The organism is Streptomyces sp. SGAir0957, assembly GCF_043523415.1.
Genome location: NZ_CP027293.1, coordinates 3,497,202 through 3,520,189 on the forward strand (window position 1 = coordinate 3,497,202; position 22,988 = coordinate 3,520,189).

General features: G+C 72.6%; 20 protein-coding genes. 5 read left to right on the forward strand and 15 right to left on the reverse strand.

Annotated elements, in window-relative coordinates:
- Nucleotides 1-3 precede the first annotated feature (3 nt).
- The 3 genes from C1N81_RS20655 to C1N81_RS20665 all read right to left on the reverse strand — a co-directional run bounded on the left by C1N81_RS20655 (nt 4) and on the right by C1N81_RS20665 (nt 3,229).
- Complete coding sequence (locus C1N81_RS20655; RefSeq protein ID WP_394431220.1) at nt 4-1,203, reverse strand: glutathionylspermidine synthase family protein; 1,200 nt, start codon at nt 1,201-1,203, stop codon at nt 4-6.
- Between the two features lie 7 nt (nt 1,204-1,210).
- Nucleotides 1,211-1,588 carry a hypothetical protein gene (locus C1N81_RS20660; protein WP_394431222.1) on the reverse strand — a complete coding sequence of 126 codons (378 nt, stop codon included), beginning with the start codon at nt 1,586-1,588 and terminating at the stop codon, nt 1,211-1,213.
- A gap of 111 nt (nt 1,589-1,699) precedes the next feature.
- Nucleotides 1,700-3,229, reverse strand: a complete 1,530-nt coding sequence (locus tag C1N81_RS20665) for a MocR-like pyridoxine biosynthesis transcription factor PdxR (protein ID WP_394431224.1) — start codon at nt 3,227-3,229, stop codon at nt 1,700-1,702.
- Between the two features lie 46 nt (nt 3,230-3,275).
- Here C1N81_RS20665 and C1N81_RS20670 point away from each other — a divergent pair, with 46 nt between their 5' ends.
- Together C1N81_RS20670 and C1N81_RS20675 are read left to right on the forward strand one after the other, a co-directional pair.
- Nucleotides 3,276-3,818: a carboxymuconolactone decarboxylase family protein gene (locus C1N81_RS20670; protein WP_394431226.1), complete on the forward strand. Its 543-nt coding sequence runs from the start codon at nt 3,276-3,278 to the stop codon at nt 3,816-3,818.
- Nucleotides 3,815-4,264, forward strand: a complete 450-nt coding sequence (locus C1N81_RS20675; protein WP_394431228.1) for a carboxymuconolactone decarboxylase family protein — start codon at nt 3,815-3,817, stop codon at nt 4,262-4,264. The genes C1N81_RS20670 and C1N81_RS20675 overlap by 4 nt, the downstream gene beginning before the upstream one ends.
- 123 nt (nt 4,265-4,387) lie before the next feature.
- On the opposite strand, the gene C1N81_RS20680 is transcribed toward C1N81_RS20675, so the two are convergent.
- From C1N81_RS20680 to C1N81_RS20700, 5 genes are all read right to left on the reverse strand, one after another.
- The gene (locus C1N81_RS20680; protein ID WP_394431229.1) at nt 4,388-5,350 is read right to left on the reverse strand and encodes an ABC transporter substrate-binding protein; all 963 of its coding nucleotides are present in this window, start codon (nt 5,348-5,350) and stop codon (nt 4,388-4,390) included.
- Nucleotide 5,351: 1 nt separating this feature from the next.
- Nucleotides 5,352-7,358: an ABC transporter permease gene (locus C1N81_RS20685; RefSeq protein ID WP_394431231.1), complete on the reverse strand. Its 2,007-nt coding sequence runs from the start codon at nt 7,356-7,358 to the stop codon at nt 5,352-5,354.
- A gap of 1 nt (nt 7,359) precedes the next feature.
- Nucleotides 7,360-8,622, reverse strand: a complete 1,263-nt coding sequence (locus C1N81_RS20690) for a quaternary amine ABC transporter ATP-binding protein (protein WP_394431233.1) — start codon at nt 8,620-8,622, stop codon at nt 7,360-7,362.
- Nucleotides 8,622-10,190 carry a GMC family oxidoreductase gene (locus C1N81_RS20695; RefSeq protein ID WP_394438100.1) on the reverse strand — a complete coding sequence of 523 codons (1,569 nt, stop codon included), beginning with the start codon at nt 10,188-10,190 and terminating at the stop codon, nt 8,622-8,624. Before C1N81_RS20695 ends, C1N81_RS20690 begins: the two co-directional genes overlap by 1 nt.
- Nucleotides 10,191-10,254: 64 nt before the next feature.
- Entirely contained in the window at nt 10,255-11,766 is a 1,512-nt protein-coding gene (locus tag C1N81_RS20700) for an aldehyde dehydrogenase family protein (protein ID WP_394431235.1), read from the reverse strand.
- Nucleotides 11,767-11,986: 220 nt separating this feature from the next.
- Here C1N81_RS20700 and C1N81_RS20705 point away from each other — a divergent pair, with 220 nt between their 5' ends.
- Complete coding sequence (locus C1N81_RS20705) at nt 11,987-12,814, forward strand: hypothetical protein (protein WP_394431237.1); 828 nt, start codon at nt 11,987-11,989, stop codon at nt 12,812-12,814.
- A gap of 92 nt (nt 12,815-12,906) precedes the next feature.
- On the opposite strand, the gene C1N81_RS20710 is transcribed toward C1N81_RS20705, so the two are convergent.
- From C1N81_RS20710 to C1N81_RS20725, 4 genes are all read right to left on the reverse strand, one after another.
- Entirely contained in the window at nt 12,907-13,896 is a 990-nt protein-coding gene (locus tag C1N81_RS20710; RefSeq protein WP_394431239.1) for a malate dehydrogenase, read from the reverse strand.
- 309 nt (nt 13,897-14,205) lie between these two features.
- Nucleotides 14,206-15,297: an XRE family transcriptional regulator gene (locus C1N81_RS20715; protein ID WP_394431241.1), complete on the reverse strand. Its 1,092-nt coding sequence runs from the start codon at nt 15,295-15,297 to the stop codon at nt 14,206-14,208.
- A 257-nt stretch (nt 15,298-15,554) separates the two neighbouring features.
- Nucleotides 15,555-15,983, reverse strand: coding sequence for a DUF3017 domain-containing protein (locus tag C1N81_RS20720; protein WP_394431243.1), 429 nt, complete (start codon nt 15,981-15,983; stop codon nt 15,555-15,557).
- Nucleotides 15,973-16,836, reverse strand: coding sequence for a bifunctional methylenetetrahydrofolate dehydrogenase/methenyltetrahydrofolate cyclohydrolase (locus tag C1N81_RS20725; protein WP_394431245.1), 864 nt, complete (start codon nt 16,834-16,836; stop codon nt 15,973-15,975). The genes C1N81_RS20720 and C1N81_RS20725 overlap by 11 nt, the downstream gene beginning before the upstream one ends.
- A gap of 227 nt (nt 16,837-17,063) precedes the next feature.
- Here C1N81_RS20725 and C1N81_RS20730 point away from each other — a divergent pair, with 227 nt between their 5' ends.
- Nucleotides 17,064-17,765 (forward strand): RDD family protein, encoded by a 702-nt coding sequence (locus tag C1N81_RS20730; RefSeq protein WP_394431247.1) that lies wholly within the window; start codon nt 17,064-17,066, stop codon nt 17,763-17,765.
- Nucleotides 17,766-17,835: 70 nt separating this feature from the next.
- Here C1N81_RS20730 and purH read toward each other — a convergent pair whose 3' ends face one another.
- Nucleotides 17,836-19,398, reverse strand: a complete 1,563-nt coding sequence (gene purH / locus C1N81_RS20735) for a bifunctional phosphoribosylaminoimidazolecarboxamide formyltransferase/IMP cyclohydrolase (protein WP_394431249.1) — start codon at nt 19,396-19,398, stop codon at nt 17,836-17,838.
- The gene (gene purN / locus C1N81_RS20740) at nt 19,395-20,024 is read right to left on the reverse strand and encodes a phosphoribosylglycinamide formyltransferase (RefSeq protein ID WP_394431251.1); all 630 of its coding nucleotides are present in this window, start codon (nt 20,022-20,024) and stop codon (nt 19,395-19,397) included. The genes purH and purN overlap by 4 nt, the downstream gene beginning before the upstream one ends.
- Before the next feature lie 322 nt (nt 20,025-20,346).
- Between purN and C1N81_RS20745 the strand changes: the two genes are divergently transcribed.
- Complete coding sequence (locus C1N81_RS20745; protein ID WP_394431253.1) at nt 20,347-21,114, forward strand: hypothetical protein; 768 nt, start codon at nt 20,347-20,349, stop codon at nt 21,112-21,114.
- Nucleotides 21,115-21,186: 72 nt separating this feature from the next.
- Here the strand turns inward: C1N81_RS20745 and C1N81_RS20750 are convergent, their stop codons facing one another.
- Nucleotides 21,187-22,980, reverse strand: a complete 1,794-nt coding sequence (locus C1N81_RS20750; protein ID WP_394438102.1) for a cell division protein PerM — start codon at nt 22,978-22,980, stop codon at nt 21,187-21,189.
- Nucleotides 22,981-22,988 lie beyond the last annotated feature (8 nt).

Genomic DNA, 22,988 nt, shown 5'->3' on the forward strand with positions numbered 1-22,988 from the left:
TCCCTACCGGATGACGTGCGGCAGGAAGCGGGCGTACTCGTCCGTGACCGGGCCCGCGGACTCACGGATGCCGAGTCCTGCCGCCTCGTTCTCCACGACCCAGGCGCCGAGCACCACCCGGTTGCCGTCGAAGTCCGGGAGCGGGCACAACTCCTGGTAGCAACAGGGCTCGTCGCGGACGGGCGGCGCGGAAGCGGCGCCGTCCGCCTCGTGGAGGGTGATGCCCGCGCCCTCGCGGCCGAGGAGGGGCTTGGCGACGTAGCCGGTGGTGCGGGCGAGTTCGCGCGGGCCGTCCAGGTAGGCGGGCAGGAGGTTCGGATGGCCCGGGAACAGCTCCCAGAGGACCGCGAGGAGCGCCTTGTTGGAGAGGAGCATCTTCCAGGCGGGTTCGATCCACAGGGTGGTGCCGGTGCCGCCGCCGTTGTCGAGCGTGTCCAGGACGTGCGGCGCGAAGCGGTCGGTGGTCAGCCACTCCCAGGGGTAGAGCTTGAAGCAGCCGCGGATGAAGCGGAGCCGCTTGTCGACGAAGCGCCGCGACAGGGGGTCCCAGCCGATGTCCTCCACGGAGATCGCCTCCGTGTCCAGGCCCGCCTGGGCGGCGGTCTCGCGCAGGTAGGCCACCGTCATCAGGTCCTCGCCGAGTTCGTCGGCGGCGGAGTGCGCGAAGTACAGGGGGCTGCCGGGCGGCAGGAGCGCGGCCTGCTTCTTCCACGCGTCGACCAGGCGTTCGTGGAGCGAGTTCCACTGGTCGGCGCCGGGGAAGCGCTCCTCCATCCAGAACCACTGCGGGCTCGCGGCCTCGACGAGGGAGGTGGGCGTGTCGGCGTTGTACTCCAGGAGCTTCGCGGGACCGCCGTCGCGGCCGTCGTAGCGGAGGTCGAAACGGCCGTACACGGATGGCAGTTCCGCGCGCCGGTGCCAGGACTCGCGTACGAGTGACCCGAGGCGGGGGTCGGTGATGCCCAGGTCGGCGAGGCGGTCCTCGGCGACGAGGTGCTCGGCCGCGGCCAGGCACATGGCGTGCAGCTCCTCGACGACCTCCTCAAGGGCTTCGACCTCGGGGAGGGAGAACGCGTAGTAGGCGCTCTCGTCCCAGTAGGGGCGCAGGGAGTCGTCGGGGTAGCGGGTGAGCGGGTAGACGAGGCCCTGGTTCTCGACGGTCTGCTGCCAGCCGTCGCGGGGCTTGATGGTGTGGCGCCGCATCCCCGGTTCAGCCGCCCCCGGACCCGCCCGAGCAGCCGAAGCCGCCGCGGTCGACGGCCTCGCTCTTGCTGAAGGTGCCGTCGTCGGCGCGGCGGCCGCTGACGTCGGGGTCGTAGTACCAGGCGCCGTCGACCCGTCCGCTCCTGCCGCTGCCGCTCGTGGTGCCGCCGGTGGACTTGCGGCCCTTGCCGGCGGAGGACGTGCCCGAGCCGCTCTTGCAGTACTGGTCGCTGACGATCTTGTAGCCGTTGTACGTGTCGTAGCTGTCGCGGTCCACGCAGCGCCGGTCCGGATCGGACCCGCACGAGGTCAGGGCCGTGGCCAGCACCCCCATGCCGCCGAGCACCACTGTGCTCGACCGCAGCCGTCGCCGTCTCTCCGCCATCCTCAGGACTCCCCCGTCTGTCGATGCTCAGGCATGTCGGTGTTCAGACACGTCTGCCCTGCCAGCGTAGAAGAACGCGGTCGCGGTCCGCGCACCGCCCGCCTCCACCGGCTACGGGAGCACCCGGCACAGCGCGTCGAGGGCGCCGGCCCAGGCGTGGTCGGGCGGCGTGCCGTAGCCGACGACCAGGGCGTCGCCCGCGGCGGGCGTCGGCGCGGCGTGCTCGTGGCGGAAGCTGGAGAGGCCCGCGACGCCGAGGCGGTGCCAGGCGGCGGCGCGGACCACGGACTGCTCGGTGCCGGGCGGGAGTTGGAGGACCGCGTGCAGTCCCGCGGCGATACCGGTGGCGTGGACGGCGGGCGCGTGCCGGGCGAGGGCGGCGACGAGCTGGTCGCGGCGGCGGCGGTAGCGCAGGCGGGCGGTGCGCAGATGGCGGTCGTAGGCGCCGGAGTTCAGGAACTCGGCGAGGGTCAGCTGGTCGAGGACCCCGCAGGACCAGTCGGTGGCACCCTTGGCCGCCACGACCTCGTCGGTGAGGGACGCCGGGAGGACCATCCAGCCGAGCCGCAGTCCGGGGGCGAGCGACTTGCTGGCCGTGCCGAGGTGGACGACCCGGTCGGGGTCGAGGCCCTGGAGGGCGCCGACGGGCTGGCGGTCGTAGCGGAACTCGCCGTCGTAGTCGTCCTCCAGGATCAGCCCTCCGGTGCGGCGGGCCCAGTCGACGGCGGCCGCCCTGCGGTCCGGGTGCAGCGGGACGCCCATGGGGAACTGGTGGGCGGGCGTGAGCAGGGCCGCGCCGACCGCGCCGGGTCCGGGGCCCCGGGACGGCCCGTCCGCGGACCGGGCGCCCGGCGTGCCGGTGTCCAGCGCTCCGGTGTCCAGCGCGCCGGTGTCCGTGCCGTGTTCGTCGAGGGGCAGCGGGTGGGTGCGCAGGTCGGCGCGGTGCAGGAGGTTCCAGTGGACGTCGAGGCCGTACGACTCCACGGCCACGTCCCGCACGCCCCGGCGGCGCAGCACCTCGCCGAGCAGCATCAGGCCCTGCGCGAAGCCCGCGCAGACGACGACGCGGTCGGGGTGGGCGTGGACGCCCCGGGCGCGGGAGAGGTAACCCGCGAGGGCGGTGCGCAGTTCGGGGCGGCCGCGGGGGTCGCCGTAGCCGAGGGCCTCGTTCGGGGCGGCGGTCAGGGCCCGCCGGGACGCCTTGAGCCACTCGGCGCGGGGGAAGGAGGCGAGGTCGGGGGTGCCCGGGTGCAGGTCGTGCAGGAGGCTGCCCGGGGCCCGGCGGCCGGGGGCGGGTGCGGGTGCGGGACGCGGGGCGTCGACGGAGCGTTCGGCGACGCGGGTGCCCGAGCCCTGGCGGGCGGTGAGCCAGCCTTCGGCGACGAGGTCCGCGTAGGCGTCGGCGACGGTGTTGCGGGCGATGCCCAGGTCGACGGCGAGGGTGCGGGTGGCGGGGAGCCGGGTGCCGGGGGCGAGGCGCCCGCCGCGGACGGCCTCGCGGAGCGCGTCGGTCAGGCCCCGGCGCAGGCCGGTGCGCGGGCCGGTGCCTGTGCCGGTCCCCGTACCCGTGCCGGTGGGCTCGATGTGGAGGTCGATGCCGAGCGCCTGACCGGAGCGCGAAGTGGCCCAGGATTTGTCCATGACAATGGACCATACCGTTGGGCCACCTTGTTCGTAGGCTCGCCTCATGACCACGCACGAGAGCACCTCAGGACAGGCCCCGCAGGGCGACGCGGCACACGGGACGGACGGCGGATACGCGCACGAGCACACTCCTCGGCTCGCCTGGTCCCGGCACGCCCCCGAGGTCTTCAAGGCGATGGTCCGCCTGGACGCGGCGGCGCGTCAGGGGGTCGACCCGGTGACGTACGAACTGGTGAAGATCCGGGCGTCGCAGATCAACCGCTGCGCGCTCTGCCTGGACATGCACTCCAAGGACGCGCTGGCCGCCGGGGAGAGCGTGGAGCGGATCATCCAGCTCGCCGCCTGGGAGGAGTCGAAGCACTACTACACCGAGAAGGAGATCGCCGCGATCGAGCTGACGGAGGCGATCACGGTGCTCACGGACGGCTTCGTGCCCGACGAGGTCTACGAGCGGGCGGCGAAGCTCTACGACGAGCGGGAGCTGAGCCAGCTGATCGCGGCGATCACCACGATCAACGCGTGGAACCGGTTCGGGGTGTCCACACGACAATCGCCTGGACACTACAAGGCGGGCGACTTCAAGTGAGCGCCCGGACCACGTGGTTGGACGCCGGGGTCCGGGACGCGATGACCGCGCTCGGCGCCGCCGCGAAGAAGGGGCTCGGGGACCCGGTCCTCGCCGAGCTGGTGATGATCCGGGCCTCGCAGATCAACGCGTGCGCGTTCTGCCTGGACATGCACGTCGATGTCGCCGTCGACAGGAACGGCGAGAGCGCGAAGCGCGTCGCGTTGCTGGACGCCTGGCGTGAGGCCGGGGATCTGTACAGCGAACGGGAGCGGGCGGCTCTCGCGCTGACCGAGGCGGTCACGGTCCTCACGGACGGCTTCGTGCCCGACGAGGTGTACGAGAGCGCCGCGAAGCACTTCGGCGAGGCGGAGCTCGCCCACCTCATCGGGGTGATCACGGTCATCAACGGCTGGAACCGGCTGATGGTCAGCCGCAGGATCGAGCCGGGCGGGCCCGCGTGGTGACCGCGGCCGGGGCGGACGTATTCCGTGCGCTGCACCACGACCGGGCCGCGCGGGACCTGGTCCGAAAGGTTGTGCCGGGTGCCCCCGTCAGGAAAGGCACCCGGCACCGTAGAACCTGCCCGGCTACTCGGGCAGCCACGCCTGCCAGGTCGCGCGATGTGCGTCGATCCACTTCTTCGCCGCCTCGTCCGGCGAGAGCTTCTGCTCGGCGATCATGAGGGAGACCTCGTTCTGGTCCTCCGTCGTCCACTGGAAGTTCCGCAGCAGGGCCGCCGCCTTGCCGCCCTTCCTGGCGAAGTCGGCGTTGAGGTACTTCTGCAGCGGGGTCCGCGGATAGGCGCAGGCGACCTTCTCGGGGTCGGCGTCGCAGCCCTCCTTGTAGGCAGGCAGCTTCACCTCGGTCATCGGCACCTTCTCGAACAGCCATTGCGGCTGGTACCAGTACGTGAGGAACGGCTTCTTCTGCTTGGCGAACTGCTTGATCTGGGTGATCTGAGCGGCCTCGGAGCCGGAGAAGACGACCTGGTAGTCCAGTTTGAGGTTCTGGACGAGCGCTTTGTCGTTCGTGACGTACGAGGGTGAGCCGTCGAGCAGCTGGCCCTTGCCGCCGCTCTCCGCCGTCCTCAACTGGTCCGCGTACTTGTTGAGGTTCTTCCAGTCCGTGACGTCGGGGTGCTGCTTCGCGAAGTACGTGGGGACGAACCAGCCGATGTGCCCGGTGACGCCGAGGTCGCCGCCGCCGCGGATGGTCTTCTTGTCCTTGACGTAGCGCTGTTCCTGGTCGGGGTGGCCCCAGTCCTCCAGGATCGCGTCGACGCGGCCCTGGCTGAGGGCGTCCCAGGCGGGCACCTCGTCGACCTGGACGGTGTCGACGCGGTAGCCGAGTTCGTGCTCCAGGAGGTACTGGGCGACCGCGACGTTGGCCTGGGCGCCGACCCAGGACTGGACGGACAGGGTCACGGTCCTCGCGCCCTGGGCGTTGGCGTAGGGGGACGCCTGCTTGGTCATGTCGGCGGCGCCGCAGCCGGCGGTGGCCAGGAGGGCGCAGGCGGCGGCGATCGCGGCCGGTGTGTGACGTGTGCGCATGTCAGGCCCCCTTTCCGAGGCGGGTGCGGCGTTCCGTCGGCTGGGTCACCCGGTCGAGCATCAGGCCGAGGCAGACGATCGCGGCGCCCGCGACCAGGCCGGTGGCGAGGTCGCCCTGGGCGAGGCCGAAGACGACGTCGTAGCCGAGCGCGCCGCCGCCGACGAGGCCGCCGATGATGACGACGGCGAGGACGAGGACGACCCCCTGGTTGACGGCGAGGAGCAACGCGGAGCGCGCCAGCGGCAGTTGGACCTTGCGCAGTTGCTGCCCCGTGGTGGCGCCCATCGAGCGGGACGCCTCCATCGCGGCCGGGTCGACCTGGCGCAGCCCCTGGGAGGTGATGCGGACGACGGCGGGCAGCGCGTAGACGACGGCCGCGGCGGCGGCCGGGGCGCGGCCGACACCGAAGAGCGCGACGACCGGGATCAGGTAGACGAACTGGGGCATCGTCTGGAAGACGTCGAGGACGGGGCGCAGGACGCGTTCGAGCCGTTCGCTGCGGGCGGCCGCGATACCGACGGCGAAGCCGAGGACGAGCGTCACGGCGACCGCGGCGAGGACCTGGGACAGCGTGTCGAGCGACGGCTTCCACACGCCGAGCACGCCGATCGCGGCCATGGCGAGGACGGCGGTCAGGGCGGTGCGCCAGGTGCCGATCAGCCAGGCGAGAGCCGCGACGATCAGGAGCACCGACCACCAGGGCAGCCAGGTCAGGCCCGAGCGCAGGGGGTCGAGGATCCAGGTGGTGAAGTGACCGGCCCAGTCGGCGGTGCCGCCCACGTAGGGGACGCCGGTGTAGAGGTGGTCGGTCATCCAGTCGACGGCGTCGTTGACGGGCGTGGCGAGGGTGACGACCCAGGAGCCGGGCCAGTCGAGGTGGTCGGTGAAGCGGGCCGCGAGGGCCGCCAGGAGCGTGCCGGCCGCGACGACGCCCCACTTCCAGGGGGCCGGGGGCTCGTGGGAGCCGAGCCGTTCGCCCGCCGCGCCGGTCACCCGGTCGAGGACGACGGCGAGCAGCACGATCGGGATGCCCGCGGCGAGGGCGGCGCCGACGTCGACCGAGGCGAGCGCCTGGTAGACGCGGTCGCCGAGGCCGCCCGCGCCGATGACGGAGGCGATGACGGCCATGGACAGAGCCATCATGATCGTCTGGTTGACGCCGAGGAGAAGCTCCTTGCGGGCCAGTGGGAGGCGGGCGGTGAACAGCCGCTGGCGGGCGGTCGCGCCGAGCGAGGCGACGGCCTCCATGACGCCGCTGTCGGCCGAGCGCAGGCCGAGCGCGGTGAGGCGGGCCATGGGCGGAGCCGCGTAGACGACGGTGGCGAGGACCGCGGCGGGCACGCCGATGCCGAAGATCAGCACGACCGGCAGGAGGTACGCGTACGCCGGGAACACCTGCATGGTGTCGAGGACCGGGCGCAGGGCGCGGTTCATGCGGTCGCTGAGGCCCGCGGCGAGCCCGAGCAGGGCGCCGAGGACGACCGAGGCGACCACGGCGACCACCATGAGCGCCAGCGTCTGGACCGTGGGCACCCACATGCCGAGGACGCCGCACGCCAGCAGGGCGAGGACGGACGTGACGGCGAGGCGGACGCCCGCGACGCGCCAGGCGATCAGTCCGGCCGCGGCCGTGACACCCGCCCAGCCCGCGGCGAGCAGGACGAGATAGACGCCGCGGACGGAGAGGACGATCGCGTTGCTGATGTGGCCGAGGAAGTAGAGGAACAGGGGGTGGCTGTCCCGGTTGTCGATGATCCAGTCGCTGGCCTTGCCGAGCGGTTCGGAGACGTCGACGGTGAGGGCGTCGGGCCAGGTGCCGCTCGACCAGCGGGCGTTGACGAGCGGGGCCAGGACGGCGGTGAGGGCGGCGAGCAGAAGCAGCTTCCCGAGCACACGGTTGCGCAGCACCGCGCTGCGACGGGCCCGGACGCTCCGCTCCTCCGGGGCGCCCTCCGAGCCCTTGGGGCCCTGGTTCCCGGCCGGGGTGACGGTGACAGTGACGGCCATGTCAGGAGCCGTCCTCTCCGGCGTCGCGGAGCGGGGGCGTGCCGGACGCGGCGTCCTCCCGTACGACGGGACGCGAGGCCGTGCCGGACGCGGCGTCCTCCCGTACGGGGCGCGGGGCCGTCGGTGTCTCGTCGTGTTCGGGGCGCGGGGCCGTCGGCGTGGGCTCGCTCTTCGCGTCCTGGTCCACGGTGCCTGCCACGACGCCCAGGAGCCGTTCGTGGTCGACGACGCCGACGCACTCCCCCTCGTCCATGACCCGGACCGCGAACCCGCTGCGCGCCACCGCGTCGATCGCCTCGGAGACCGTGGCGTCGGGGGCTATCTCGGGGCCGCGGGCCGTCTCGTCGGTGTCGGCGGGGCGCATGGCGCGGCGGACCGTCATGACCTGTTCGCGGGGGACGTCGCGGACGAAGGCGCGGACGTAGTCGTCGGCGGGGGCGCCGACGATCTCCTCCGGCGTGCCGAGCTGGACGATGCGGCCGTCGCGCATGAGGGCGATGCGGTCGCCGAGGCGCAGCGCCTCGTTGAGGTCGTGGGTGATGAAGACCATCGTGCGGCCCTCCTCGCGGTGCAGGCGCACGACCTCCTCCTGCATGTCGCGCCGGATCAGCGGGTCGAGCGCGCTGAACGGTTCGTCGAAGAGGAGGACCTCGGGGTCCACGGCGAGCGCGCGGGCGAGGCCGACGCGCTGCTGCTGGCCGCCGGACAGCTGGCCGGGGCGGCGCGACTCCAGGCCCTGGAGGCCCACCTTCTCGACGACCTCGAGCGCCTTCGCCCGGCGTTCGGCGCGGCCGACGCCCTGGATCTCCAGGCCGTAGGCGACGTTGTCGAGGACCGTGCGGTGCGGCAGCAGGCCGAAGTGCTGGAAGACCATCGCGGCGCGGTGGCGGCGCAGGGCGCGGAGCCGGCTCTTGTCCATGGCGCGGACGTCCTCGCCGTCGATGGACAGGGAGCCGGCCGTCGGTTCGATGAGGCGGGTCAGGCAGCGCACCAGGGTGGACTTGCCCGAGCCGGACAGGCCCATGACAACGAAGACCTCGCCGCGCCGCACGTCGAAGGAGACGTCGCGCACGGCGGCCGTACAGCCGGTGCGGGAGCGCAGCTCGGCGGCGCCGAGCCCGGCCAGCCCGGGGTCGCCGGGGACGCGTTCGGGCTTGGGGCCGAACACCTTCCACAGGTTGCGGACGGAGAAGACGGCCTCGGCGGAGCCCGGGCCCGCGTTTGCGTCCGGGGCGGGGTCCTTCACGACGGTCTGCGTACTCATCACGCGTCACCACCCAGCATCTCGGCGCACTTCTCCCCGACCATGAGCACCCCGATCATCGGGTTCACCGCGGGCATCGTCGGGAAGACGGACGCGTCGGCGATTCGGATGGAGCGCAGCCCGCGCACCCTCAACTCGGGGTCCACCACAGCGAGTTCATCACTCGCGGCGCCCATGCGACAGGTGCCGGCCGGGTGGTAGACGGTGTGGGCGACCTTGCGGGCGTACGCGGACAGCTCCTCGTCACCGGTGACGTCGGGGCCGGGGCACACCTCGCGCTTGAGCCAGCCGGCCAGCGGCTGCGTCTTCGCGATCTCGCGGGCGATGCGGATGCCGTCGACGAGGGTGCGCCCGTCGTAGTCGTCCTCGTCCGTGAAGTAGCGGAAGTCGAGGGCGGGCTTGTCCTCGGGGTCCGCGCTGGTCAGGTAGAGGCGGCCGCGGCTCTTCGGCTTGGGGATGTTGGGGGTCATGGACACGCCGTGCTCGGGCCTGACGTAGCCGAGCCGCTCCGGGTTGTCCGTGAACGGGATTTGGTAGAAGTGGAACATCAGGTCGGGCCCGGCGGCCTCCGGGTCGCGCTGGACGAACAGGCCCGCGTCGCTGTCCATGGCGCTGTTGTCGGGGATCGGTCCGTCCGTCTCCCAGACGACGACCGACTCCGGGTGGTCGAGCAGGTTCTCGCCGACGCCCGGCAGGTCGTGCACGACGGGGATGCCGAGCCGCTCCAGGTCGCCCCGGGGGCCGACGCCGGAGTGCAGGAGCAGCCGGGGCGTGTCGACGGCCCCGGCGCACACGACGACCTCGCGGCGCGCGGCGATCAGCCTCTCCCCGCCGTCCTTCGCGCGGACGTGCACGCCGCGGGCGCGCGGAGCGCCGCCGTCGCCGTCGCCGTCGCCGTCGACGAAGTCGAGCTTGTACGCCCACGTCTCCAGGAGCAGCGTCAGGTTCGGGCGGTCGCCCGCCTCCATGTGCGGGTGGAGGTAGGCGACCGACGCCGACGACCGCTTGTTGTTCTCGGGGTGGTAGGCGAGGTCGAAGAAGCCGACGCCGTCCTTGAACGGGGCCTTGTTGAAGCCCTCCACGCGCGGCACACCGGTCGCGGCCCGCGCCGCTTCGACGAAGTCGCGGGCGATGGCGTTCCGGTCCTTCTCGTCGACGGCGACGATGTTGTTCCGCAGCTTGCCGAAGTACGGGTCCATCGCCTTGTGGTCCCAGCCCTCGGCCCCGGCGGCCGCCCATTCGTCCCAGTCGCCCGGGAGCGGCTTGAACGAGATCAGGGTGTTGTGCGACGAGCAGCCGCCGAGGACCTTGGCGCGGCTGTGCAGGATGTGCGAGTTGCCGCGCGGCTGCTCGGTCGTGGTGTAGCCGTAGTCGAGGTCCCCGCCGAGCAGGCCGAGCCAGCGGCGCAGGGTCAGGACGTCGTCGCGGTCGATGTCGCTCGGGCCGCCCTCGATGACGGCGACGGTGACCTCGGGGTTCTCGGTCAGTCGGGAGGCGATCACCGATCCGGCGGTGCCGCCGCCGACGATCACGTAGTCGTACGTGTCCGTCGGGGGTTCGGGATTCATGGACATGCGTCAACTCCAGTGCAGGGCGCGGTACTTAGGTGTCGAAAAGGCCGGGCGCGCGGGGTCAGCCCGCGAACCACCGCACCGGCTTCGGCGCCAGGTTCTGGTACACGTGCTTGGCCTCGCGGTACTCGGCGAGCCCGGCCGGGCCCAGCTCCCGTCCGACGCCGCTCTTGCCGAAGCCGCCCCACTCGGCCTGCGGCAGATAGGGGTGGAAGTCGTTGATCCAGACCGTGCCGTGGCGCAGGCGGGCGGCGACGCGGCGGGCGCGGCCCGGGTCGGCGGTCCAGACGCCGCCGGCGAGCCCGTACTCGGTGTCGTTGGCGAGGGTGACGGCCTCGTCCTCCGTGCGGAACGTCTCGACGGTGAGGATCGGCCCGAACGTCTCCTCACGGACGACGCGCATCTCGCGGTGGCACTGGTCGAGGACGGTCGGCTCGTAGAAGTAGCCGGTGGCGGGGCGTACGGCGCTCGGCTCGGGGCGCTTGCCGCCGCTGCGCAGGACAGCGCCCTCGGCGAGCGCGGAGGCGACGTAGGACTCGGTCTTGTCGCGCTGCTGCTCGCTGACGAGCGGCCCGCACTCGACGCCGTCCTCCGTACCGCGGCCGAGACGGATCTTCTCGGCGCGGCGGGCGAGTTCGGCGACGAAGCGTTCGCGGACGGACTCCTCGATGATGAGCCGGGACCCGGCGGAGCAGACCTGGCCGCTGTGGATGAACGCGGCGTTGAGGGCCTGGTCGACGGCGGTGTCGAAGCCGTCCTCGGTCTCGCAGGCGTCGGCGAAGACGACGTTCGGGTTCTTGCCGCCGAGTTCCAGGGCGACCTTCTTGACGCCCGCGGCGGCGGCCTGCGCCACCTTGACGCCGCTGACCAGGCCGCCGGTGAAGGAGACCAGGTCGACGTCGGGGTGGTCGGCCAGGCGGGCGCCCACGGAGGCGCCGGGGCCCGTCACGATGTTGGCGACGCCGTCGGGAAGCCCCGCCTCCGTCAGCAGCTCGACCAGGACGACCGTGGTCAGCGGCGTGATCTCGCTCGGCTTGATGACGAAGGTGTTGCCCGCGGCGAGCGCCGGGGCGATCTTCCAGCTGGCCTGGAGCAGCGGGTAGTTCCAGGGCGTGATCATCGAGCAGACGCCGACCGGCTCGTGCACGACGACGCTGTGGACGTCATCGGAGCCCGCGTCGACGACACGGCCCGCGCCCTCGCCGATCACGAGGTCGGCGAAGTAGCGGAAGGCGTCCGCGACGCAGTCGACGTCGACGCGGCCCTCCTCCACCGTCTTGCCCGCGTCCCGGCTCTCCAGGAGGCCGATCTTCTCCCGGTCGCGGACGAGGAGGTCGGCGACGCGGCGCAGCAGCGCGGCGCGCTCGGCGACCGGCGTCCCCGGCCACGGCCCCTCGTCGAAGGCGCGGCGCGCGGCGGCGATCGCGGCGTCCGCGTCCTCCGCGCCGCCCTCGGCGATCACCGCGAACGGCTTGCCGTCCGCGGGGTCGAGGATCTCCCGGGTCGCCCCTGAGGCGGCGCCGCGCCACTCTCCGCCGACATGGATGGTGCTCTGTACTGCCCCGTCTGACACGTCCTGCTTCGCCTTCCGCTTCCGTTCCGCAGCGCTCCGAGCACCGTGGAACGGCCTCTCGGCGCGCTCTGCCGTGATGCCGGATGCCCCTGCCCGGGGCAGCGGGAACCATGCGCGTTCGACGGTCGAAAGTGCGCCGCGTCACCGGTACGACGGCGTATGTGCCGAGGAAAGCGGCGAAACGTACCCTGAAGGACGATCTGCCCTCGGGGGGTGCGCCATGGCAAGGAACGGGTACGGGTGGGTGCTGGTGGCGGCCGTCTGTACGGCGACGCTGATCGCGGCGACCGCGGGGTCGGGCGACGGCGGCGACGCCGAGAGGCCGGTCGAGAAGTCGGCCGAGAAGTCGGTCGGGAAGTCGGCCGAGAAGTCCGGCGATAAATCCGGCGAGAGGTCGGTCGAAGGGCTCCCCGCCGCCGAGATCTCCGACAAGGCGCGGCACGAACTGCTGAACGCCGCGTCGCTGCACGTCACGGTGGTCGACCGGTCGACGGGGGCCGGCGCCACCGCCCCCTCCGCGATGGACCTCGCGCTCGACCAGGACAAGAACTGCACGGCGACGCTCACGTTCGGAGCGGACGGCGAGGCCGACATCGTCCGGCGCGGGGACCGGCTCTGGCTGCGCATGGACGACGCGCTGTGGCGGGCGCGGGTGCCGGGCGCCAAGGGCCGGGCGGCGGCCGAACGGTTCAAGGGCCACTGGGTCACCGGCCCCGTCACCGCCCCGGTCCTCAAGGATTACGCGCGGGTCTGCGACCTCGACGCCCTGCGGGAACAACTGCGCGGCGGGGCGGAGTCCGGCAAGGCCGTCACGAAGGGCGCGCCGACGACCCTGGACGGCACCCCCGTCATCCCGCTGACCGGCACGGAGAAGGACGGCACCCGCGAGACCCTGTACGTGGCCGCCCGCGGCACCCCGTACGCCCTGAAGTACACCGAGGTCGGCGCCGGTGCGCCCGGGGCGCGCAGGACCGACACGACGACGCTGTACGCGGGCTACGGGCAACCGGTGCCGGCCCGGACACCGGCCGCCGCGGACGCGTGGTGACGCGCCCCGCGCTCGCCGGACGAACGGAAACCGCCCATGGCGAGTCGCACCGACGACTCGCCATGGGCGGCAAACCCGGTCCGACCGGAAGGTCAGAGAAGGCCGAGGCCTCGCACAGCCTCCCGCTCCTCCGCCAGCTCCGCGACGGACGCATCGATCCGCGCCCGCGAGAACTCGTTGATGTCGAGACCCTGGACGATCTCGTACTTGCCGTCCTTGGTGGTGACGGGGAAGGAGGAGATGAGGCCCTCGGGGACGCCGTAGGAGCCGTCCGACGGGATGCCCATGGAGGTCCAGTCGCCCTCGGCCGTGCCGTTGACCCAGGTGTACACGTGGTCGATCGCGGCGTTGGCGGCGGAGGCGGCGGAGGACGCGCCCCGCGCCTCGATGATCGCGGCGCCGCGCTTGGCGACGGTCGGGATGAACTCGTCCGCGAGCCACTTCTCGTCGTTCACGGTCTCGGCGGCGTTCTTGCCGGCGATCGTGGCGTGGAAGATGTCGGGGTACTGGGTGGCGGAGTGGTTGCCCCAGATCGTCAGGCGCTTGATGTCGGCGACCGTCGAGCCCGTCTTCTTCGCGAGCTGCGTCAGCGCGCGGTTGTGGTCGAGGCGCGTCATCGCGGTGAAGCGCTCGGCCGGTACGTCCGGCGCGGCGGCCTGGGCGATGAGGGCGTTGGTGTTGGCCGGGTTGCCGACGACGAGGACCTTGATGTCGTCCGCGGCGTGGTCGTTGATGGCCTTGCCCTGGGGCTTGAAGATGCCGCCGTTGGCCTCCAGGAGGTCACCGCGCTCCATGCCCTTGGTGCGGGGGCGGGCGCCGACGAGGAGGCCGACGTTGGCGCCGTCGAAGGCGACGTTCGGGTCGTCGGTGATCTCGATGCCCTGGAGCAGCGGGAAGGCGCAGTCGTCGAGCTCCATGGCGGTGCCCTCGGCGGCCTTGAGCGCCGGGGTGATCTCCAGGAGGCGGAGCTTGACCGGCACGTCCGCGCCGAGCAGCTGGCCGGAGGCGATGCGGAAGAGCAGTGCGTAGCCGATCTGGCCGGCCGCGCCGGTGACGGTGACGTTCACGGGAGTGCGGGTCATGGCGTTCTCCGTAGGACAGCGGGTCTTTTGATCGATCTCTCGGCATCAAGAGATCCGCTCGTCAGGCTATCGCGCCGCGCCCCGGCCGGACCTATCGGTACGTGTGGCTCACCCCACAGGGCGATCAAAGGGCGATCGACGGAGGGGGCCCCGGACACGGGGCGGCCGCCGGCCCGGGGGAAGGGGCATCGGCGGCCGCCGGGGTGTCACCGAGTGACCATCCCGTGGGGGTACTCCTGCGCCTTCCCCGAATGCACGTACCCATGCACGGTCGTCGGCCGCTGCCGTACGGGGTCCGGGGCGGGCGCCCTACTCGGTGCAGCCGCGCTGTCCGGAGACGAGCGTCGCGCAGGCCTTCGCGTCCGCGGGCGATCCCACCGCGACCATCGGCGTGTACGCGTCCGTGTCGGCGTCGCCGACCAGTCCCTTCTTCGACTTCTTGCGGCCCACGTCGAGTCGGACGCTGTCGCCCGGCGCCGCGCCCTGGATCCGCGCCCATGCCGCCGCGCACGTCCTGCTGTAGCGGACCTCCACGGTGACGGCGCCGACGACGGCCCGCGCGGGGCTGTCGGCCTGGTCGCCGCCGCACCCCATGGCCTCCGGGTCCTTGCCGGTGCAGCCCGCGCCCACGCACTCGACACCGGCGGGCAGTACGGGCGCGCTGGTCGTCGGCGACGGCGGGGGTTCGGCCTTCCTGTCCTTGTGGTGGCCGGTGAGATAGCTGGTCAGAACGTAGGCGACGAGAACGAGGAGCGCCGTGCCGACGGCCCCGGCGAAAAACACGAGCACCCGCCGCCTGCCCCGCCCGCCACCGGCCCCGGAGCCCGGCCCCTCCGGAGGCGAGGGCGAGGGCGAGGGCGAGGACGGGGGCGCGTACGAGGGCGAGACCTGAGGGACGGGCACCGTGAAATCGACGGGTGGCCCGAACTGGCCCACCGGCGGCGCCGACCTCTGCGGCGGCACGGTCGGCACACCACCCGCACCACCCGCACCACCCACACCCGTCGCACCCGCCGCACCGGCGCCCGGCCCCACGGCAGCCGTCGCGGTCGGTCCCCCGAACTCCCCCAGCGCCGCCCGCGCCTGGGATATCCGTATCGCTTCCATGGTCATGTCGTGGCGCATCTCGGAGCGGCTCCAGGCGCGCTCCGCGAGCTCCCACAGGGTCGTCAGGTGGACGGGGCTGGTGCCGGTCACCTCGGCGAGCGCGACGACGGCGCCCTTGGGCGCGAGCAGCCGTCCGTTCAGATACCGCTCCCAGGACGTCTTGCTGTACCCGGTGCGGTCCGCCAGCGCGGCGATGCCGAGTCCGCTGCGGTCGACCAGTCTGCGGAGCTGGGCGGTGAACTCCGCCAGCTGCGGGTCGAGTTCGTCCGGTAGTAGCGCCTTCCATCGAGGCATTGCTTACCCCTCTTCCCCCCGTACGAGCCCGTACGAGCCTGTACGAGCCCCCGTACGTGCCGAATTACCCCGCCGTTTTCCCAGCGTCCCCCCGACTGACTGGGATGCGTAGAGCCAGGGTGACAGTTCCCGGCGGGACGGCGGTGTGCGCCCTCTGCCGACAAAAACCCGGAGGCGGACCGGACATCGCCACACAAGGAAGCGGGGCCTCCGTCCCGGAGGCCCCGCGCGTCGGACAGTCACCCGGCGACGAACCGTCACCGCAAGGTGAAGTGCAGCGTGTCCTGGAGGAAGGGGATCTTCAGCCACGGGTTCGGCTGCGCCATCATCGCGAGCAGCACGATGGCGAGCCCGAGCACCCCGTACGTGATCAGGTCCGTGAAGCGGGAGCGCACGGCGAGCATGCCGACGGACGGCAGGACCCAGCGCAGCGCGGCGCCGCCGAGGAGGGCCACGCCCACCAGGATGGTGCCGACCCGGAACAGGCCGAACGCGGTGAGCAGCAGCCCGAGCCCGGTCACCACGAGCACCGCGATCAACGGCCACTGGCGGGCGGGGACGGGCGCGTCGGCGGGGGCCGCGCGGCCGCCGCCCTCGGGGCGCGCGGTGTCGCGGGTCCACAGCGGGAAGCGGCGCGTGCCCCGCTTCTTGGTGCGCGCGCCGTCCCGGGAGGCGTCAGCGAACACCGTTCGCGTTCCGCTCGGCCGCCTCGACGACGTTGACGAGGAGCTGGGCGCGGGTCATCGGGCCCACACCGCCGGGGTTCGGGGAGATCCAGCCGGCGACCTCGGCGACGCCGGGGTGCACATCGCCGACGATCTTGCCGTTCTCGTCGCGCGAGACACCGACGTCGAGGATCGCGGCGCCCGGCTTGATGTCCTCGGGCTTGATCAGGTGCGGGACGCCCGCCGCGGCGACGACGATGTCGGCGCGCTTGAGGTGCGCGGAGAGGTCACGGGTGCCGGTGTGGCACTGGGTGACGGTCGCGTTCTCCGACTTGCGGGTGAGCAGCAGCGGCATCGGACGGCCGATGGTCACGCCGCGGCCGACGACGACGACCTCGGCGCCCTTGATCTCCACGCCGTGCTTGCGCAGCAGCGTGATGATGCCGAAGGGGGTGCAGGGCAGCGGCGCCGGCTCGTTCAGGACGAGGCGGCCGAGGTTCATCGGGTGCAGGCCGTCCGCGTCCTTGGCCGGGTCCATCAGTTCGAGGATGCGGTTCTCGTCGATGCCCTTGGGCAGCGGCAGCTGGACGATGTAGCCGGTGCAGGCCGGGTCCTCGTTCAGCTCGCGGACGACGGCCTCGATCTCCTCCTGCGTGGCCGTGGCGGGCAGCTCGCGCTGGATGGAGGCGATGCCGACCTGCGCGCAGTCGCGGTGCTTTCCTGCCACGTACTTCTGGCTGCCGGGATCCTCGCCGACCAGGACGGTGCCGAGCCCGGGCGTGACCCCCTTCTCCTTCAGGGCCGCCACGCGGGCGGTCAGTTCGGACTTGATCGCGGCTGCGGTGGCCTTGCCATCGAGAATCTGGGCGGTCATGGTGCCCATTCTTTCAGGGCGCCCCTGCTTCGCCCAAGTTGCACTTGCACAACGGCCCGACGGCCCACTGGACAGGAGCATGTCCGATTAAGGAGCATGATCCACGCAGTGCCGCGGACGGCGGCAGGGGGGCGAACCGCGCAAGTGGTGGCAATTCCGTTCTTTAACCTCCGCATTCCTCCGCGGGGCCGCGCCGTCCCCGTAGTCGTCCCCGGAGGAATCTCGCCATGAGTTACGGCGAACCGAACAACCCTTACGGTCAGCAACCGCCGCAGCCGAACCCGTACGGCCAGCAGGCCCCGCAAGGCGTCCCGCCGCAGCAGGGCTACGGCTACCCGCAGCAGCCGGGCCAGTCACAGCCCTATGGGGCGTATCCGCAGCACCCGCAGCAGCAGGGAATGCCCGGGCCGAACAATGGCATGGGCATGCCCGGTGTGCCGCCGCTCGCCTCGATGGGCCGCAGACTCTGCGCCCAGCTGATCGACGGGGTACTCATCGGCATCGTCTACATCGTGTTCCTGGCACCGAAGTTCAGCGACTTCATCGACGCGGTACAAGCCTGCGACGCCGGCTCGTCCACGTACGACACCTGCGTGAACAACGCCACGTCGGACTTCCAGTCCGCGACGCTGCCGATCGCCGGCGTCTTCATGCTCGTCGTGCTGCTCTACCAGGTCCTGATGATCGCCTTCGTCGGCGCGACGCTCGGCAAGCTGGCCGTCGGCATCCGCGTCCTGAAGGCGGAGACCGGGGCGAAGCCGGGCATCGGCGGCGGCTTCCTGCGCTGGATCATCCCCACCGTCGGCAGCTTCGCCTGCGGCATCGGCGCGCTCCTCGTCTACCTCTCCCCCTTCTGGGACAAGTCGGGCCGCAGGCAGGGCTGGCACGACAAGGTCGCGAGCACGGTCGTCGTGCACGTGAAGGGCTGACACGCGCGAACGCACGAGGAGGGCCCGCCGGTCGGTGACCGGCGGGCCCTCCTCGCGTACGGGGTGGTGCTCAGTGGAAGAAGTGGCGCGTCCCCGTGAAGTACATCGTCACGCCCGCCTTCTTCGCGGCCTCGACGACCTGCTCGTCACGGATCGAGCCGCCGGGCTGCACGATCGCCTTGACGCCCGCGTCGATGAGGATCTGCGGCCCGTCCGGGAACGGGAAGAACGCGTCCGAGGCGGCGTACGCACCGCGCGCCCGCTCCTCGCCCGCCCGCTCGACGGCGAGCTTGCAGGAGTCGACGCGGTTGACCTGGCCCATGCCGACGCCGACGGAGGCGCCGTCCTTGGCGAGCAGGATCGCGTTGGACTTCACGGCGCGGCACGCCTTCCACGCGAACGCCAGCTCGTCCAGCTCGCCCTGCGAGAGCGCGTCGCCGGTCGCGAGGGTCCAGGAGGCCGGGTTGTCGCCGTCGGCCTGGAGGCGGTCGGTGACCTGGAGGAGCGCGCCGCCGTCGATCTGCTTGGTCTCGACCGGGGCGGACGGGCCGTTCGGGGCCCGCAGCACGCGGATGTTCTTCTTCTTGGTGAGGGCTTCGAGGGCGCCGTCCTCGTAGTCGGGCGCGACGATGACCTCGGTGAAGATCTCGGCGACCTGCTCCGCCATCTCCTTGGTCACCGGGCGGTTGACCGCGATCACGCCACCGAACGCGGAGAGCGGGTCGCAGGCGTGCGCCTTGCGGTGGGCCTCCGCGACGTCCGAGGCGACGGCGATACCGCACGGGTTCGCGTGCTTGATGATCGCGACGCAGGGGTCCTCGTGGTCGTACGCGGCACGGCGCGCGGCGTCCGTGTCCGTGAAGTTGTTGTACGACATCTCCTTGCCGTGCAGCTGCTCCGCCTCGGCCAGGCCGCCGGTGCCGTCGACGTAGAGGGCCGCGCCCTGGTGCGGGTTCTCGCCGTAGCGCAGGACGTTCTTGCGCGTGTACGTGGCGCCGAGGAACTCGGGGTGGCCACTGTCGTCGGCGGCCGCGTAGTCGGCGGCGAACCAGGAGGCGACGGCCACGTCGTAGGAGGCGGTGTGCTGGAACGCCTCGGCGGCGAGCCGCTTGCGCGTGGTGAGGTCGAAACCGCCGTCCTTGACCGCCGCGAGGACGTCGGCGTAGCGGCGCGGGCTGGTGACCACGGCGACCGACGGGTGGTTCTTGGCGGCGGCGCGGACCATCGAGGGGCCGCCGATGTCGATCTGCTCGACGCACTCGTCCGGGGTCGCGCCCGAGGCGACGGTCTCCTTGAACGGGTACAGGTTCACGACCACCAGCTCGAACGGCTGCACACCCAGGTCGGCGAGCTGCTTCCGGTGGTCCTCCAGGCGCAGGTCGGCGAGGATGCCGGCGTGCACCTTGGGGTGCAGGGTCTTGACGCGCCCGTCGAGGCACTCGGGGAACCCGGTGACGTCCTCGACCTTGGTGACCGGGACCCCGGCGGCGGCGATCTTCGCGGCGGTCGAACCGGTGGACACCAGCTCGACACCCGCCTCGTGGAGCCCGCGCGCCAGCTCCTCCAGACCGGTCTTGTCGTAGACGCTGACCAGCGCCCGGCGGATGGGCCGCTTGTTGCTCTCGGCGGTCACGAAATAACTACCTTTCGTCCCTCAATGCTGTAGCCGTTACGGGCCAGACGCCCCACGACATCGACGAGCAGCGTGCGCTCGATTTCCTTGATGCGCTCGTGCAGAGCGCGCTCACCGTCGTCCGAATCGGCTTCCACGATCTCCACCACGCCCTGGGCGATGATCGGGCCGGTGTCGACGCCGTCGTCGACGAAGTGGACGGTGCAGCCGGTGACCTTCGCGCCGTACGCGAGGGCGTCGCGCACACCGTGGGCACCGGGAAAGCTGGGCAGCAGGGCCGGGTGCGTGTTCACGAACCGGCCGCCGAAACGGGCCAGGAACTCCTTGCCCACGATCTTCATGAACCCCGCGGAGACCACCAGGTCCGGCTCGTACGCGGCCGTCGCCTCGGCGAGCGCGCGGTCCCAGTCCTCGCGGGTCTCGTGGTCCCCGACCCGGCGGACGAACGTCGGGATCCCGGCGCGCTCGGCGCGCTCCAGACCGACGATGCCGGTCCGGTCGGCGCCGACGGCGACGATCTGCGCGCCGTAAGCGTCCGCTCCCCGCTCCGTGATGGCGTCGAGCAGAGCCTGCAGATTCGTACCTGATCCGGAGACCAGCACGACGAGGCGCTTGGCCTTGGCCACGGCGGGGCCCTTTCTCGTACAGGGGCGTACTTGTATGTTCCTACGGAAGCTTCGCGCTGCCCCGTACGGGGGACTCTACGAAGCGGCCGACCGTCAGCAACGATACCGGCACACCAGCCAGCCCCCACGGGACGGGGGCGCGGCCGGGAGGTAGCGTCAGCGTGCGGGAAGAGCGAGCCTTCGCGCGGAACGCGGAGCGGGTGCGGAACGTTGACGTGAGGGAACGTAAAGAACGGACCAAACCGCAGGCGCGATCCGACCGACGACGTCCCACGAGACGGACGCCTGCGCAACCGACGACCTAGGGGAAGACGCACACCTGATGCCGGACCGAAGCCTTCGCCAGTCCCAGGAGTCCAAGGAGTCCGACGAGGGCAAGAACTCCGGGGCCTCCGGCGGATCCGGGAACTCCGGGAACTCCGGCGCGGACAATCCGTTCGCACCGCCGCCCGAGGACGCCCCGGACCGCCCCTGGCAGCCGCGCAGGCCCGAGGGCTCCGACACCGAACAGGGCGAGCACGGCGACAGCCGCTCGCCCTGGGGCAGCCAGTGGAGCGACCGCCAGCCCGGCCCCGCGCAGGGCGGCCGGTTCGGCGACCGCCCGGGGAACAACGGCGGCCAGGGCGGCCCCGAAGGACAGGGCCCCGGCCGCGGCCCCGGCTCCGGCGGCATGCGCTGGGACCCCACCGACCCGGCCCAGCGGCGTGCGCGCTACGCGCTCCTGTCGGGCATGTGGGGCTTCTTCTTCGCCCTGTTCGCCTGGCCGTACGTGGCCCTGCTGCTCGGCGCGCTCGCCCTGTACTGGAGCATCAGCGCCCTCCGCGCGAAGCCCCGTACCCCGAACCCGGACACCCCGGCCCCGCCCGCGAAGGCCGACGGCGCCCCCGCCTCCCGTCCGCAGACGACGGCGGCGATCAGCGGCCTCGTCACGGGGGCGCTGGCGCTGGCCATGGTGGCGTCGATGTTCGCGGCGAAGCTCGTCTACAGCGACTACTACGAGTGCCGCTCGGACGCCCTGACCCACGCGGCCACCCAATCCTGCGAAGACCTCCTCCCGAAGCAGCTCCGGCCACTGCTCGGATCCCGCTGACGGGGGCCGAAGGGGCCTGATGACGGGGGCTCGGGCCCGGTCCTGGCATGGGCCCCAGGGTCGGTCTGACCCTCAGTCCGGGCTCTGGTCCGAGTGTCGGCCTGGGTCCGGGGCCGGGTCTGGGTCTGGGTCTGGGTCCGAGTTTCGCGTCGGGGCCGGGTCCTCCGGGTTCGAGGGCGGTTCTTGGTCCGGGGCCGGGGCCGGATGCTGGCCCGGGTTCGAGGGCGACTGTGACAGCGCGGCCAGTTGTGCTTTGGGTTCCGGGGTCAATGGGCCGTCCCGCAGGATGGCCCAGCGTTCCGCGCGAGACGCCTCGTCGAAGAAGTCGAAGGGGTCGAAGTCGTCGTCCGCCCCGACGGCCGGTCCGGGCTCCGGTGCCGCGCTGGTCCGCCCGGCGCTCTTCCGGCGCCACAGCCCGCGCCGCCGCGCCTTGGTTCCGTCCCCGGACACCTCCCCGTACTCGTCCTCGTCCTCGTCCCCCGCTACGAACCCGGCCCTGGGCCCCGCCCCCGGTTCGGCCGGGAACCTGGCCCCCGGCGCCCTCGGCCCGGTCCCGGACGCGGGCTCGGGCCCGGCCCCGTCAGTCACGGGCGCACCCCTCGACCCGCCCCGCCTGCCGCGCAGCCACCGCACCACCAGCGCCACCGGCAGCCCGACCGCGCCGGTCCACGCCGTCGCGGCGAGGCCGGTCAGCCAGCCGGCGGGGCCGAACGTGGCGAGGAGCTCCACGCCCAGCGCGCCGCCCGCCGCCACGGCGAGCACGGAGAGCGCCACTCCGCACAGCGCCGCCGCGACGACCGCGCCGTAGGCCGTCCGCCCCCGCGACCAGCCGGACCGCTCGCCCCCGATCACCACGAACCAGGCCACGGTCACCGCCGCCACGACGGGCACGGCCGCGACCGCCCAGGTCAGCGGCGTTCCCTCGCCCTCCGGTGGCACCGCCGCGAGCAGCGGGACGGCGGGCAGCAGCGGCCCGCCCGCACTGCCGAGCGGCCCCACGGTGTGCCCGGCGCCGACGGCGAAGCCGGGCCCGAGGGCGTACGCGGCGCCCCAGACCGCCGCGTTCGGCACCAGGGCCAGGCAGAGCAGCAGGACGCCGATGCGCCCCGTCCACGCCGCCGTGAGCTGGGTGAACGCCTCCCGCGCGGCGCCCCCGTGCCAGACGAGTCCGACCGCCACCAGGAGCGCTCCCCCGGCGAGCAGGACGAGGACCCCCGCGGCAGCGGCCCGCGCGGCGACCGGGAGGACCTCCCGTACGAGGATCCGCGGCAGCACGTCGAGCGCCCTGCGCAGGGCCTGCGGCAGTGGCCCGTACGGCCTGCCGTGCGCGGTCCACACCCCGGCGCCGGACGCCGCCACGGCGACGAGGACGAGGTGGGCGACGCAGCTGATCCAGGAGGGCCGCAACTCCCCGCCGGAGGTGTAGAGCGCGGCGGCGACACCGATCAGCAGATAGCCGAGCGCGACCCCGCCCCACACCCCGGCGGCGGGCGCGGGCGGCGCGTCGGCCTCGTCCTCCGGGGGTTCGGCCGCGTCCCGCCCGGCCCGGAACACCAGCCACACGGGCAGCGCGAGCAGCATCAGCGGGCTGACGCCCACCGGGGCGGGCGTGCCGGACAGCGTGTCCGTCCGGATGATCTCGGCACCGTGCGCGAGCAGCCACAGCGCGGCGGCGGTGTGCAGTGCGCCGCCGGGGCCGCTGTCCGGGTAGGGCGAGCTGATCCACATCGCGATCACCAGGACCGCGAAGAGGCCGAGTCCGAGCCCCGCGGCGACGAACCCGCCGAACATCCCGGCGGCGGGCCCCGGCGAACGTTCGCGCACGCGGGTCAGGAGCACGGGCATCGACGGTCCACGGCCGGTCATCTGCGTCA